Here is a 13,140-nt window from a genome sequence, read left to right as displayed (position 1 = left end):
ATGCCGGCATTCCGTTTCGAAGCGATCGATGCAGCGGGACGCGCGCAGAAAGGCGTCATCGATGCCGACAGTGCGCGCAGCGCGCGCGGCCAGTTGCGCACGCAGGGGCTCACCCCGCTCGTCGTCGAGCCGGCCGCGAGCGCGACGCGCGGCGCGCGCTCGCAGCGGCTCGCGTTCGGCCGCAAGCTGTCGCAGCGCGAACAGGCGATCCTCACGCGCCAGCTCGCGAGCCTGCTGATTGCGGGGCTGCCGCTCGACGAAGCGCTCGGCGTGCTGACCGAGCAGGCCGAGCGCGACTACATCCGCGAACTGATGGCCGCGATCCGCGCGGAAGTGCTCGGCGGCCATTCGCTCGCGAATGCGCTGGGTCAGCATCCGCGCGATTTTCCGGAAATCTATCGCGCGCTGGTCGCGGCCGGCGAGCACACCGGCAAGCTCGGCATCGTGCTGTCGCGCCTTGCCGACTACATCGAGCAGAGCAATGCGCTGAAGCAGAAGATCCTGCTGGCGTTCACGTATCCGGGCATCGTCACGCTGATCGCGTTCGGCATCGTCACGTTCCTGCTGAGCTACGTCGTGCCGCAGGTCGTCAACGTGTTCGCGAGCACGAAGCAGCAGCTGCCGATCCTCACGGTCGTGATGATGGCGCTGTCGGAATTCGTGCGGCACTGGTGGTGGGCGATCCTGATCGCGGTCGCGCTCGTCGTGTGGTTCGTGAAGGCGACGCTGTCACGCGCCGGGCCCCGGCTCGCATTCGATCGCTGGGTGCTGACCGCGCCGCTCGCGGGCAAGCTCGTGCGCGGCTACAACACGGTGCGCTTCGCGAGCACGCTCGGCATTCTCACCGCGGCCGGCGTGCCGATCCTGCGCGCGTTGCAGGCGGCCGGCGAGACGCTGTCGAACCGCGCGATGCGCGCGAACATCGACGACGCGATCGTGCGCGTGCGCGAAGGCTCCGCGCTGTCGCGCGCGCTGAACAACGTGAAGACGTTTCCGCCGGTGCTCGTGCACCTGATTCGTTCGGGCGAAGCGACGGGCGACGTGACGACGATGCTGGATCGCGCGGCCGAAGGCGAAGCGCGCGAGCTGGAGCGCCGCACGATGTTCCTGACGAGCCTGCTGGAGCCGCTGTTGATCCTCGCGATGGGCGGCATCGTGCTCGTGATCGTGCTGGCCGTGATGCTGCCGATCATCGAGCTGAACAACATGGTGCAGTGACGCGGCGGCCCGCTTGCCGGGCCGCCGCCGTTCAGCGCATGTAGATCGCGGGGGACGGCGTGTTGGCCGGGAGCTGGATTTCGGCGCGGGCGCCGTTGCGGTCGACGACGATCGAGCGCGGGCGCACTTCGGCGAGCTTCGCGCCGGGCGTGACTTCCGCGCCGAGCGACACGGCGCGCGGCGGTTCGCCGCCAATGCCGACGATCGCCGCGCCGCCGTGATCGAGCGCGAGAATGCCGAACAGGTGGATGTCCTGGACGGGATTCTTGTCGAGCTGACCGCCGAAGAGCGCGGCGGCGTCCTCGGTGCGGATCGGCAGCCGCGCGGCGGCGGCGGGCAGCGGCGCTTCGCGGGCCGACAGCGTGACGACCCAGTAGGTGGCCGTCGCGCACAAACCCGCGAAGAGGGCGAGGGATAGGATCCGGATCGAGAGCGCGTTCATGCGCGCTATTGTACGGATGTATATGAAATTTGCGTTGGGTGAAAGCCCTCGGCGATGCGCGCCTTACAATGCGTGCTCCGCGCCCGCCGGTCCGGAAGGTTGCTGTCAGGCGACCGTCCGGTGCGCCGGGTGCGTCACTCAATCGACGACATTTTTTTGGAAAGAGGTAGTCAGTCATGCAAACGTGGATCACTCGCCGCAACGCGGCCGTGCGTCGTCAGCGCGGTTTCACGCTGATCGAGATCATGGTGGTGGTCGCGATCCTCGGGATCCTGGCGGCGCTGATCGTGCCGAAGATCATGAGCCGTCCGGACGAGGCGCGCCGCATCGCCGCGAAGCAGGACATCGGCACGATCATGCAGGCGCTCAAGCTGTACCGTCTGGACAACGGCCGCTATCCGACCCAGGAGCAGGGCCTGAACGCGCTGATCCAGAAGCCGACCACCGATCCGATCCCGAACAACTGGAAGGACGGCGGCTATCTCGAGCGCCTGCCGAACGATCCGTGGGGCAACGGGTACAAGTACCTGAACCCGGGCGTGCACGGCGAGATCGACGTGTTCAGCTACGGCGCCGACGGCAAGGAAGGCGGAGAGAGCAACGACTCCGACATCGGCTCGTGGCAATAAGCCGGCGCTGATCGACCCGACGTTTCATTCCCGCTCTTCATGCTCGCCATTCGCACGACCTCCCGCTGCGGCCGCGATCGCCGTGTGCGTCGCGGTGCGGTGCCGTCCGTACCGGCAGGCGCCGATGGCGGCTTGACGGAGCGCCGCGCGGCGCGGCGTCGCGCGCGCGGCTTCACGCTGCTCGAAATGCTGGTCGTGCTCGTGATCGCGGGGCTGCTCGTGTCGCTCGCGTCGCTGTCGCTGACGCGCAATCCGCGCACCGACCTGCGCGAGGAAGCGCAGCGCATCGCGCTGCTGTTCGAGACGGCCGGCGACGAAGCGCAGGTGCGCGCGCGGCCGATCGCGTGGCAGCCGACCGCGCACGGTTTCCGTTTCGACGTGAGCTCGCCCGACGGCTGGCGCACGCTGCGCGACGACCTGCTGCGCCCGCGCGACTGGGACGGCGGCGTCACCGGCGCCGACATCGATTACCCGGGCTCGGACACGCACGCGAATCGCGTCGTGTTCGGCACCGAGAGCATCGACACGCCGGTGCGCGTGACGCTGCATTCGGCCGCCGGCAGCGCGACGATCGTCGGCACCGGCAACGGCCGCTACGAGGTGCAATGACGATGCGTCGTCGCCTGCCCTCCCCCGTTGCTTCATCCCGCGGCTTCACGATGATCGAGGTGCTGGTCGCGCTCGCGATCATCGCGGTCGCGCTCGCCGCGTCGATCCGCGCGGTCGGCACGATGGCGACCAACGCGTCCGATCTGCATCGCCGGCTGCTCGCCGGCTGGAGCGCCGACAACGCGCTCGCGCAGTTGCGGCTCACGCATGCGTGGCCGGAGGTCGGCGAACAGAGTTTCGACTGCTCGCAAGGCAACGTGCAGCTCGTCTGCACGCAGCGCGTGAGCACCACGCCGAACCCGGTGTTCCGGCGCGTGCGGATTTCGGTGAGCATGCCCGGTCGCGCCGGCGTGCTCGCGCAGATGGTGACGGTGGTCGCGAATGAAACCAGCCGTCCGCTCTGACGCGCCGATGCGCCGCCTGTCCGCTCCCCCGGCCCGGCCCGCCCGCGGCTTCACGCTGATCGAGCTGATGATCGCGATCGCGATTCTCGCGGTGGTCGCGATCCTCGCGTGGCGCGGGCTCGACCAGATCATGCGCGGCCGCGACAAGGTCGCGTCCGCGATGGAAGACGAGCGCGTGTTCGCGCAGATGTTCGACCAGATGCGCATCGACGCACGGCTCGCCGCGACCGACGACGAGGCCGGCCAGCCGGCGATCGGCGTCGCCGGCAATACGCTGCAGATCGTGCGCGAACTCGACGTGCCGGGCGTCGCGCCGCGGCTGCAGGTGGTCCGCTACCGGATCGCCGGCGGCCGGGTCGTGCGCTATGCATCGCCGCCGATCGACGACACGAACCGGCTGCGCACCCTGCTGAAGGACAGCAGCGTCGAAGGCTGGAGCTGGGTCGCGCTGATGGGCGGCGTCGGCGCGATCGACGCGAAGCTGTACGTGCCGCGCGTGGGCTGGACCACCAACCTGCAGACGGCCGACGAAGCGCTCGCGCAGAACAACGACGCGCTCAAGGTGCCGCAGATCGGCAACGCACCGCCCGCGCGTGCGGTGACCGGGCTGCAGGTCAGCATCGGCGCGACGTCGCTGCGCGTGCCGGTCACGCGCATCTTCCTCGTCGGGGAATGACGATGCGTGCGCGCCCTGCCCGCCGAATGCCCGCCCGCCGCCAGCGCGGCGCCGCGATCATCACCGCGCTGCTCGTGGTCGCGCTGTCGGCGATCCTCGTGTCGGGGATGCTGTGGCGCCAGCAGGTGCAGATCCGCCGCATCGAGAACCAGCGCACGATCGCGCAGGCGCAGTGGGTCGCGCGCGGCGCGCTCGACTGGACCCGGATGATCCTGCGCTCCGAAGGCGATACGGCGCCCGGCATCACGTATCTCGGCGGGATCTGGGGCGTGCCGATCGCGAAAACGAAACTGTCGGATTTCCTCGGCCGGATCGGCTCGCCCAACGATGGCGGCGGCGAAGACACCTATATCTCCGGCTCGATCGAGGACGCGCAGGCGAAGTTCAACCTGCGCAACCTCGTGTCGTCGCCGGCGCCCGGCGTGCTGCAGTTGAACGTCACGCAGATGCAGGCGTTCCAGCGCCTGCTGACGACGCTCGGCTACGACAGCGCGTTCGCGAAGCGCATCGCGCTCCAGGTGCGCGCGGGCCTGCTGCATTCGGCCACGCGGTTCCAGATGCCGAACCTGCCCGGCGGCGGCGCGACCGCCGCGAATGCCGCGACCGCACCGGTGACGAGCGGCGACATGCAGGGCAGCGGCTTCACCGACGATCCCGGGATGGCCGGCGGGGACCGCGGGCCCGCGCCGCTGATGATGACGCGCGTGGACAGCCTGCTCGACGTCGACGGCGTGACGCCCGAGATGGTCGCGCGGCTGCGCCCGTTCGTCACCGTGCTGCCGACCACGACGCCCGTGAACATGAACACCGCGCCGGCCGAAGTGATCGCGGCGCTGATGCCGGGCATGAGCGTGTCGTCCGCGCAGGCGCTCGTGTCGCGCCGCGAGACGGTGTTTTTCCGGAACGTCGGCGACGTGCAGCTCGCGCTGCGCGGCGCCGGCGCGCCGCCGAACGTGACGATCGACTCGAGCCTCGTCGACGTCAATTCGAGCTATTTCATCGTGCACGGCCGGATCCAGCACGAACGCGCGGAGGTCGACCGCACCTCGCTCGTGTATCGTGATCCGACCACGCACTCGACGCGGGTCGTGCGCATCCGCGACCAGCTATAACGACGCCAATCGGGAGAGGAGCTCTTGTGAGCACGTTGATTGTTTCTTTGCCGCCGCGCGAGCCTGCCGTGCCGTTGCAGGAATGGCAGTGGCCCGAGCTGCCGTTCATGCTCGTCGACAAGGCCGGCCAGGTGCAGCGCGCCGGCCGCGCCGCGCTGGCGCTGCTGCCGCGGGCGAACGCGACGGTGCTGATCGTCGCCGCGCGCGACGTGCTGCTGCTGGCCGCGACCGTGCCGCCGCTGAAGGGGCCGAAGCTGCGCCAGGCGCTGCCCAACATCGTCGAGGATCAGCTGATCCAGGATCCGCTCGGCTGCCACATCGCGCTCGACCCGGCCGCGCTGCCGGACGGGCGCCGCGTGCTGGCCGTCGTCGATCGCGCGTGGTTCCGCACGATCTGCGATGCGTTCACGGCGGCCGGCCACCGGCACCTGAGCGCGGTGCCCGCGACCCGCTGCCTGCCGGCGCCGCGCGCGCCGGCCGAAACGGCATCCGTCGCGCCGGCGGCCGACGACGAGGCCATCGACACCGCTCCGCTCGCCGCGGCCGAGCCGCCTGTCCGCCCGACGACGGTCGCCGCGGTGCTCGGGCTCGCGACGGCGGTCGAACCGGCGCTCGTCGAAGCCGGCGCGCTGCCGGCGGCGGCCGGTGCGCCGCGCCTCGAGCTGGCCGTCGCGCGCGGCGCGCTCGGCGAAGGCTTCGCGGCGCCCGCGTCGCGCGCGGCCGGCACGCTGGCCGCGCTCGCCGGCGGCGGCGACATCGAACTGTACGAACTCGGCGAACCGGGCGCGGAGCCGCGGCTCGCATCGGTCGGCCGCACCGACGGCCCGCTGCTGCCGGGCGCCGCGCCGCTGTCGTTCGACACGTTCGCGCGCCGGGCGCTGACCGAGCCATTCGATCTGTGCCAGTTCGAATTCGAATCGCAGCCGTGGCGCTTCGACCGCGCGACGCTCAAGCGCCTGCGCGTGCCGATCGCGCTCGCCGCGGCGACGCTCGGCGTCGCGGTGATCGGGATGAACCTGCACTGGTGGAAGCTGTCGCGCGAGCGCGATGCGCTGTCCGCGCAGATCACCGAGACGCTGCTGTCCGCGTTCCCGAAGACGACCACCGTGCTCGATCCGCCCGCGCAGATGCAGCGTCAGCTCGACCAGCTGCGCCTCGCGGCCGGCGAGCTGTCGCCGAACGATTTCCTCGCGCTGTCGAGCGGCTTGTCGCGCTCGATGGGCGCGCTGCCGCTGAACGGCATCGCGTCGCTCGACTATCACGACCGTCGGCTCGACGTCGGCTTCAAGCCGGAGGTCAAGGTCGATCCCGATTTCACGCAACGCCTCGCGCGTAACGGACTGTCCGGCGAAGTCGACAGCAACACGGGCAAATGGACGATCCGGAGCCGCTCATGAAAACCGAACAACTGAACCAGACGCTGACCCAGTTCTGGGGTGAGCGCTCGCCGCGCGAGAAGATGCTGCTCGGCTGGGGCGGCGCCGTGCTGGCGGTCGCGATCGCGTATTCGGTGCTGTGGTCGCCCGCGCAGGAAGGCCGCGCCCGGATCCAGCGCGAATTGCCGACGATGCGTCGCGAACTCGCGCAGATGACCGCGCAGGCGAACGAAGCGAAGTCGCTGACGGCCGCCGCGCAGGGCGTCGCGCCGACCGGCCTCGCGCTGAAGGACGCGCTGACCGCGTCGCTGTCCGATCACGGGTTGCAGGGCGCGCAGGTGCAGATCGTCGGCAACGGCGTGCAGATCCAGATGAAGAACGTGTCGTTCCCGGCATGGACCCAGTGGCTCGACGATGCGCGCCGGCAGTTCAAGGTGCAGGTCGGCGAAGCGCACGCGACGGCGCTGAAGGAAGACGGCCAGGTGGACCTGACGGCCGTGATGCAACCTTCCGTCCAGAAGTAGATGACGGCAGTGGATGAGGCAAACGAAGGCCGGCCGATGCGGCCGTGGGCAAGGTGGCTCGTCGCCGTGTTGCCGTGGGTGCTGGCGGGCGGCCTGGCGACGGCGGTGACGCTCGTCGCGCTCGCGCCGGCCGCGTGGATCGCGCCGCAGTTCGCGCGTGCGACCGGCGGCCACGTGAATCTCGTCGATCCGGACGGATCGCTGTGGCACGGCTCGGGCACGCTGATGCTCGCGCCGGGCGCCGATCAGAGCGCGGCGACGCTGCTGCCGGGCCGGGTCGAATGGACCACGCGCTTCTGGCCGCTGCTGACCGGGCGCGTGCAGATGCGCATGCGGCAGACGGAAGCGATGCCCGATGCGGTCACGCTCGATGCGACGTGGCGCGGCGCGGTGCTGTCGGCGGGCACGATGGCCGTGCCCGCGTCGCTGCTCGCGGGGCTCGGCACGCCGTTCAACACGCTCGACCTGCAGGGCGACGTGCGGCTCGGCTGGAGCGACTGGCGGCTCATCGGCAACAACGCGTTCGGCCAGTTGACGGTGACGATCGATTCGATGAGTTCGCGCGTGTCGCGCGTGAAGCCGCTCGGTTCGTACCGGGCGGTATTGCAGGCGAAGGGCACGGGCGCCGATCTCGATCTGTCGACGACGCAGGGCCCGCTGTTCCTCGACGGGCACGGCAGCTTCGGCCCCGGTCAGGGATCGTTCCGCGGGACCGCGCATGCGGCGCCCGAGCAGCAGGCGAACCTCGCCGGGCTGCTGAACCTGCTCGGGCATCCGATCGGCAACAACCAGGTGTCGCTGATCTTCGGCGACGCGCAGCGCTGAACGCGCGCGTCAGCCGCTTCCCTTCCTACTTCTGCGCGAGCTGCGCGGCCGCCGACGGTGCGGTGGCCGCGGGCGCGGCCGCACCGGACGCCGGCAAAGGCGCCGGCGCCGCCATGTCGCCGTTCTCGCGCGCCATCTCCGCTACGTTCCAGCCGCCGCCGAGCGCCTTCACGAGCCCCACCGACGACACCATCCGCTGCCCGGCGATCGTCGCGAGCTTTTGCTGCGCGGTAAACGCGGTGGTCTGCGCGGTCAGCACGTTCAGGTACGCGACCGTGCCGGCCTTGTACTGGTTCGTGACGATCGCGAGCGCGTGCTCGGCGCTGTCGACGGCCTGCCGCTGCACGTCGATTTCCTGCGCGAGGATGCGCTGCGACGCGAGGTTGTCCTCGACGTCCTGGAACGCGGTGAGCACCGCGAGGCGATAGGCGGCGACGTCCTGGTCGTAGGTCGCGCGCGCGGCGTCGGTCTGCGCGGCGCGCAGGCCCGCATCGAACAGCGTGGCCGCGAGCTGCGGGCCGACTGTCCAGAAGCGCGCCGGCAGCGTGAACAGCTGCGACCACACCGAGCTCTGGAAGCCGCCGCTGGCCGACAGCGTCAGGGTGGGGAAGAATGCAGCGATCGCGACGCCGATCTGCTCGTTCGCGGCCGCCGCGCGGCGCTCGGCCGCCGCGACGTCGGGCCGGCGCTCGAGGATCGCGGACGGCACGTCGACCGGCGTGATCGGCGGCTCGGCGGCGAGCGGGGCCGCCGGCAGCGAGAAAGTCGACGCCGGCTCGCCGATCAGCGTCGCGATCGCATGCTCGTACTGCGCGCGGGCGACGCCGTTGTCGATCTGCGCGGCCTGCGCGCTCTGCAACTGCGTCTGCGCCTGGATCACGTCCGCGCGCGCGGCGACACCCTGCGCGTACTGGTTCTGCGTGAGCTGCAGCGACCGTTCGTACGACTTCACGGTGTCGTCGAGCAGCTTTTGCAGCGCATCGGACGTGCGCAACTGGAAATAGGTCTGCGCGAGCAGCGCCTGCTGCGACAGCCGCGCGTTCGCGAGATCGGCCGCGGCGGCCGCTTCGCCGGCGCGCTGCGCGCTGACGGTGCGGCTCACCTTGCCCCACAGGTCGGGTTCCCAGCTGGCGTCGAGGCCGATGCTGTAGCTGTTGTTGATCGACCCCGTCGATCCGCTGCCGAAATTCGACGACGAGCCCGACGACAGCGACGTGCGCGGCGTCCGCGCACGCGAGCCCGATGCGCTTAGCCCGACGGTCGGGAAATACGCGGCGCGCGCCTCGGTGACGAGCGCGCGCGCCTGCCGGTAGGCGGCCGCCGATTGCGCGATGGTCTGGTTCGACGCGTTGAGCTTGCCGATCAGCGCATCGAGCTGCGGATCGTTGTAGACCGTCCACCACGCGCCGCGGTCGGCGCGATCGGCGGGCTGCGCGACTTTCCAGCCGGCCGGCGCTTCCTTGAAGGCGGCGGGGATCGACGTGTCGGGCCGGTGATAGTCGGGCCCGACGGCGCAGCCGGCGAGCAGCACGGCCGTCGCAATGGCGACGGCGGCGCTCAGCGGGCGAACGGCGCGCGGGAGGGAAGCGTACGGCATGGTGGTTTTCCTGTCTGGGCGTGGCGGCCGGCGAGCGGCGCCGCGCGATGCGGTCGTCATGCCGCTGGCGGACAAATGGTAACTGACGGCGAGAAAGCTGCGCAGCCCTAAGGGTACGGTGCGCGGCGGCCCGGATGTGTTACCGGCGCGGCCTGCCGGGTTACCGGCTATTACGGCTTGCTTGCGGGACGGCAGGTGGGCAAATGGGCGTACGACGCCGGCCGCGCGTGACGCGGCCGGCGATCAGACAGACCGGAATCGGGCGGGATAGGGTGGCGCGCGGAAGCGGTGCGGCGTCAGTGGCAGCGCACGGGCGCCGGGACGGGTTCGGCGGCGGCCCGCCATGTCGACGGCTCCGTCGCGGCCGGCTGGCTCGTGCGGCGGGCACCGCCCTTCGCGTTGCGCTGCCGGCGATGATCGAACCACGCGAACCCGAGCGCCGCGAGCGAGCCGCCAGGCACGACCAGCATCGTCACGTACAGCGCGATTTTCCAGCCGCGGTGCGGCCCGGAAAACACATGATGAGCGGTATCGGTCAGGTTGCGGCGCAGCGCGCCGGCGGCATTTTTCAGGAACAGCATCGCGAACATCCTCGGGTGCCCGGCAGCGCGGGCCAATCGGTCAGAACATAGTCTCCGGCAGTGCAACATGCACGTCGTAACTGGTTGACTCAAATAATATTGACTAAGCAATCATTTTTCAAGATACTGGACGCGTTTTAACCCGAAACGCACTATTGCTGCGCGCGCAATCGTATGACCGGCGGCCTCTACGATCCCGAGAACATCGCGCTGGAAACGAGCCTCGGCTATTACCTGTCGAAGGCGAAGCAGGCGCTCGTCGAGCGGATGGATCGTGCGCTCGAGCCGCTCGACCTCACCGCGCAGCAGATCGGCGTGATCCTGCTGCTGTCGCGCGGCTACGCACGCACGCCGTTCGAACTGTCGCGCAAGATGTCGTACGACAGCGGGTCGATGACGCGCATGCTCGACCGGCTCGAACGCAAGGGGTTGATCGCACGCACGCGCAGCGAGCAGGATCGCCGGATGATCGAGCTGACGCTGACCGAGCGCGGCATCGAAGCCGCCCGCGCGCTGCCGTCGCTGGTCGCGACCGTGCTCAACGCGCAGCTCGAAGGCTTCTCGGCCGACGAACTCGCGACGCTCACCGGCCTGCTGCAGCGCTTCATCGCCAACGGGCTCGGCTCGACCGGCTGCCCGAAGCCTGACGAAGCCGACTGCTGATGCGTGCGGAGCCTCTCATGTCTCAGTTAAACGTTCGCTTATTTCTCTGTCTGGGCAGAAGATGACGAGGCACGCGCTCCGCTTTTCCCCTTTTTCATTCCACCCGGCCGGGCCGCGCTGCGTCGCGCGTCCGTGCGTTGTGCCGGCGCGTCACGCGCGCCGCGTCTAGGAGATTCCGATGTCCGCCACCACGGCATCCGCCCCCTCCCCCGCTGCCGAACCGGCACCGCTGACCGGCGGCGCGCTCGCGCTGCTGACCGTCGGGCTCGCGCTCGGCACCTTCATGGAAGTGCTCGACACGTCGATCGCGAACGTCGCGGTGCCGACCATCTCGGGCAGCCTCGGCGTCGCGACGAGCGAGGGCACGTGGGTGATTTCGTCGTACTCGGTCGCGTCCGCGATCGCGGTGCCGCTCACCGGCTGGCTCGCGCGGCGGGTCGGCGAAGTGCGGCTGTTCACGCTGTCCGTGCTCGCGTTCACGATCGCGTCGGCGCTGTGCGGCCTCGCGACCAACTTCGAGACGCTGATCGCGTTCCGGCTGGTGCAGGGCCTCGTGTCGGGGCCGATGGTGCCGCTGTCGCAGACGATCCTGATGCGCAGCTACCCGCCCGCGAAACGCGGGCTCGCGCTCGGGCTATGGGCGATGACGGTGATCGTCGCGCCGATCTTCGGCCCGTTGTTGGGCGGCTGGATCAGCGACAACTACACGTGGCCGTGGATCTTCTACATCAACCTGCCGATCGGCGTGTTCTCGGCGACCTGCGCGTACTTCCTGCTGCGCGGCCGCGAAACGAAGACGTCGAAGCAGCGGATCGACGCGATCGGCCTCGCGCTGCTCGTGATCGGCGTGTCGTGTCTGCAGATGATGCTCGACCTCGGCAAGGACCGCGACTGGTTCAACTCGTCGTTCATCGTCGCGCTCGCGCTGATCGCGGTCGTGTCGCTCGCGTTCATGCTCGTGTGGGAGGCGACCGAGAAGGAGCCGGTGGTCGACCTCACGCTCTTCAAGGACCGCAACTTCGCGCTCGGCGCGCTGATCATCTCGTTCGGCTTCATGGCGTTCTTCGGCTCGGTCGTGATCTTCCCGCTGTGGCTGCAGACGGTGATGGGCTACACGGCCGGCAAGGCCGGCCTCGCGACCGCGCCGGTCGGGCTGCTCGCGCTCGTGCTGTCGCCGCTGATCGGCCGCAACATGCACCGGCTCGACCTGCGGATGGTCGCGAGCTTCGCGTTCATCGTGTTCGCGGGCGTGTCGATGTGGAACGCGACGTTCACGCTCGACGTGCCGTTCAACCACGTGATCCTGCCGCGGCTCGTGCAGGGTATCGGCGTCGCGTGTTTCTTCGTGCCGATGACGACGATCACGCTGTCGAGCATCTCCGACGAACGGCTCGCGAGCGCGTCGGGGCTGTCGAACTTCCTGCGCACGCTGTCCGGCGCGATCGGCACCGCGGCCAGCTCGACGTTCTGGGAGAACGACGCGATCTACCATCATGCGCGGCTGTCGGAATCGGTGAGCGTCTACGCGCAGAACACGACCGACTACCAGGGCGCGCTCGCGCAGCTCGGCATCGTCGGGCAGACGGCCAATGCGCAACTCAACCAGCTCGTCACGCAGCAGGGCTTCATGATGGCGACCAACGACTTCTTCCATCTGTCGGCGGTGATGTTCATCGCGCTCGCGGCACTCGTGTGGATCACGAAGCCGAAGAAGGGCGCGGGGCCGGCGATGGGGCATTGACGGCCAGTCCTGTATGCAGGCGACCGCGGTCTTGCGGGCAGACCCCATATAAACTAAGCTAATATATCAATTGAACTTAGTTTATTTGAGGGATGCCATGCAGACCTACAACATGCATGACGCGAAGACGAACCTGTCGCGTCTGATTGACGAGGCAGTTCATGCGGGTGAACCATTCGTGATCGCTAAGGCCGGCAAGCCGCTCGTCAAGGTCGTGCCGATCGATGCGCCCGAGGCGCCCCAGCCGGCGCGGATCGGCTTCATGAAGGGGCAGATCGTCGTGCCGCCCGACTTCGACACGATGGGCGACGAGGCCATCCCGAAGCTGTTCGAGGGCGACGCGTGAAACTGTTGCTCGATACACACCTGATCCTTTGGGCGGCGGCGGACGCGACCGAATTGCCGGATCGTGCCCGCACGCTCATCGAGGATCCCGCCTATACCCTGTTGTTCAGCGTCGCAAGTCTGTGGGAGATCGTGATCAAGCGCAGGCTCGACCGCAATGATTTTCAAGTCGATCCGCACGTGCTGCGTCGCAATCTGCTCGACGCCGGCTACGTCGAATTGCCGATCACGAGCGAGCATGTTCTCGCCGTGGAACAACTGCCGGCAGTGCATCGTGATCCTTTTGATCGGGTCCTGATTGCTCAGGCGATTTCGGAAGGCGTCACGTTGCTCACGCACGACCATACGCTTGCCCGGTATCCGGGCCCGATTCGGCACGTCTGATCGCGCCGAGCCTG

At 69.1% G+C, this 13,140-nt stretch carries 16 protein-coding genes; 13 read left to right on the top strand and 3 right to left on the bottom strand.

Going from position 1 to position 13,140, the window contains the following annotated elements; genetic code table 11:
• A complete protein-coding gene (gspF, locus tag WT24_RS06910; protein WP_034209670.1) occupies nucleotides 1-1,218 on the top strand; it encodes a type II secretion system inner membrane protein GspF in 1,218 nt (405 codons plus the stop codon).
• 31 nt (nucleotides 1,219-1,249) lie between these two features.
• Here the strand turns inward: gspF and WT24_RS06905 are convergent, their stop codons facing one another.
• Nucleotides 1,250-1,660, bottom strand: coding sequence for a type II secretion system protein N (locus WT24_RS06905; RefSeq protein ID WP_034209671.1), 411 nt, complete (start codon nucleotides 1,658-1,660; stop codon nucleotides 1,250-1,252).
• Nucleotides 1,661-1,836: 176 nt separating this feature from the next.
• Here WT24_RS06905 and gspG point away from each other — a divergent pair, with 176 nt between their 5' ends.
• Genes gspG through WT24_RS06865 form a run of 8 tightly spaced genes read left to right on the top strand, consistent with a single transcriptional unit; the run spans nucleotide 1,837 to nucleotide 7,815 of the window.
• Nucleotides 1,837-2,289 carry a type II secretion system major pseudopilin GspG gene (gspG, locus tag WT24_RS06900; protein WP_027783126.1) on the top strand — a complete coding sequence of 151 codons (453 nt, stop codon included), beginning with the start codon at nucleotides 1,837-1,839 and terminating at the stop codon, nucleotides 2,287-2,289.
• A 39-nt stretch (nucleotides 2,290-2,328) separates the two neighbouring features.
• Nucleotides 2,329-2,898 carry a GspH/FimT family pseudopilin gene (locus tag WT24_RS06895; protein ID WP_059503120.1) on the top strand — a complete coding sequence of 190 codons (570 nt, stop codon included), beginning with the start codon at nucleotides 2,329-2,331 and terminating at the stop codon, nucleotides 2,896-2,898.
• Entirely contained in the window at nucleotides 2,895-3,302 is a 408-nt protein-coding gene (gene gspI / locus WT24_RS06890; protein WP_082741823.1) for a type II secretion system minor pseudopilin GspI, read from the top strand. Before WT24_RS06895 ends, gspI begins: the two co-directional genes overlap by 4 nt.
• Nucleotides 3,280-3,978, top strand: coding sequence for a type II secretion system protein J (locus WT24_RS06885; protein ID WP_095211794.1), 699 nt, complete (start codon nucleotides 3,280-3,282; stop codon nucleotides 3,976-3,978). The genes gspI and WT24_RS06885 overlap by 23 nt, the downstream gene beginning before the upstream one ends.
• A 2-nt stretch (nucleotides 3,979-3,980) precedes the next feature.
• Nucleotides 3,981-5,090 (top strand): type II secretion system minor pseudopilin GspK, encoded by a 1,110-nt coding sequence (gene gspK, locus WT24_RS06880; protein WP_059503380.1) that lies wholly within the window; start codon nucleotides 3,981-3,983, stop codon nucleotides 5,088-5,090.
• A gap of 26 nt (nucleotides 5,091-5,116) precedes the next feature.
• Entirely contained in the window at nucleotides 5,117-6,487 is a 1,371-nt protein-coding gene (gene gspL, locus WT24_RS06875; protein WP_060032208.1) for a type II secretion system protein GspL, read from the top strand.
• Nucleotides 6,484-6,990, top strand: a complete 507-nt coding sequence (gene gspM / locus WT24_RS06870) for a type II secretion system protein GspM (RefSeq protein ID WP_059503378.1) — start codon at nucleotides 6,484-6,486, stop codon at nucleotides 6,988-6,990. Before gspL ends, gspM begins: the two co-directional genes overlap by 4 nt.
• A 36-nt stretch (nucleotides 6,991-7,026) precedes the next feature.
• Nucleotides 7,027-7,815: a type II secretion system protein N gene (locus WT24_RS06865; protein ID WP_060032235.1), complete on the top strand. Its 789-nt coding sequence runs from the start codon at nucleotides 7,027-7,029 to the stop codon at nucleotides 7,813-7,815.
• 25 nt (nucleotides 7,816-7,840) lie between these two features.
• Here WT24_RS06865 and WT24_RS06860 read toward each other — a convergent pair whose 3' ends face one another.
• Nucleotides 7,841-9,412, bottom strand: coding sequence for an efflux transporter outer membrane subunit (locus WT24_RS06860; RefSeq protein WP_060032205.1), 1,572 nt, complete (start codon nucleotides 9,410-9,412; stop codon nucleotides 7,841-7,843).
• 296 nt (nucleotides 9,413-9,708) lie between these two features.
• Nucleotides 9,709-9,993, bottom strand: coding sequence for a multidrug ABC transporter ATPase (locus WT24_RS06855; RefSeq protein WP_082725042.1), 285 nt, complete (start codon nucleotides 9,991-9,993; stop codon nucleotides 9,709-9,711).
• 174 nt (nucleotides 9,994-10,167) lie between these two features.
• On the opposite strand from WT24_RS06855, the gene WT24_RS06850 reads away from it, so the two are divergent.
• From WT24_RS06850 to WT24_RS06835, 4 genes are all read left to right on the top strand, one after another.
• A complete protein-coding gene (locus WT24_RS06850; protein ID WP_059503109.1) occupies nucleotides 10,168-10,656 on the top strand; it encodes a MarR family winged helix-turn-helix transcriptional regulator in 489 nt (162 codons plus the stop codon).
• A 178-nt stretch (nucleotides 10,657-10,834) separates the two neighbouring features.
• Nucleotides 10,835-12,397, top strand: a complete 1,563-nt coding sequence (locus WT24_RS06845) for a DHA2 family efflux MFS transporter permease subunit (RefSeq protein ID WP_059503107.1) — start codon at nucleotides 10,835-10,837, stop codon at nucleotides 12,395-12,397.
• A 97-nt stretch (nucleotides 12,398-12,494) separates the two neighbouring features.
• Complete coding sequence (locus WT24_RS06840; RefSeq protein WP_060032203.1) at nucleotides 12,495-12,743, top strand: type II toxin-antitoxin system Phd/YefM family antitoxin; 249 nt, start codon at nucleotides 12,495-12,497, stop codon at nucleotides 12,741-12,743.
• Nucleotides 12,740-13,126: a type II toxin-antitoxin system VapC family toxin gene (locus WT24_RS06835; RefSeq protein WP_059790447.1), complete on the top strand. Its 387-nt coding sequence runs from the start codon at nucleotides 12,740-12,742 to the stop codon at nucleotides 13,124-13,126. Before WT24_RS06840 ends, WT24_RS06835 begins: the two co-directional genes overlap by 4 nt.
• The last annotated feature ends 14 nt before the right edge of the window (nucleotides 13,127-13,140 follow it).

This window comes from Burkholderia sp. MSMB1078WGS, assembly GCF_001528895.1.
Classification (GTDB): domain Bacteria; phylum Pseudomonadota; class Gammaproteobacteria; order Burkholderiales; family Burkholderiaceae; genus Burkholderia.
This window is presented reverse-complemented; position numbering and strand designations above follow the sequence as displayed.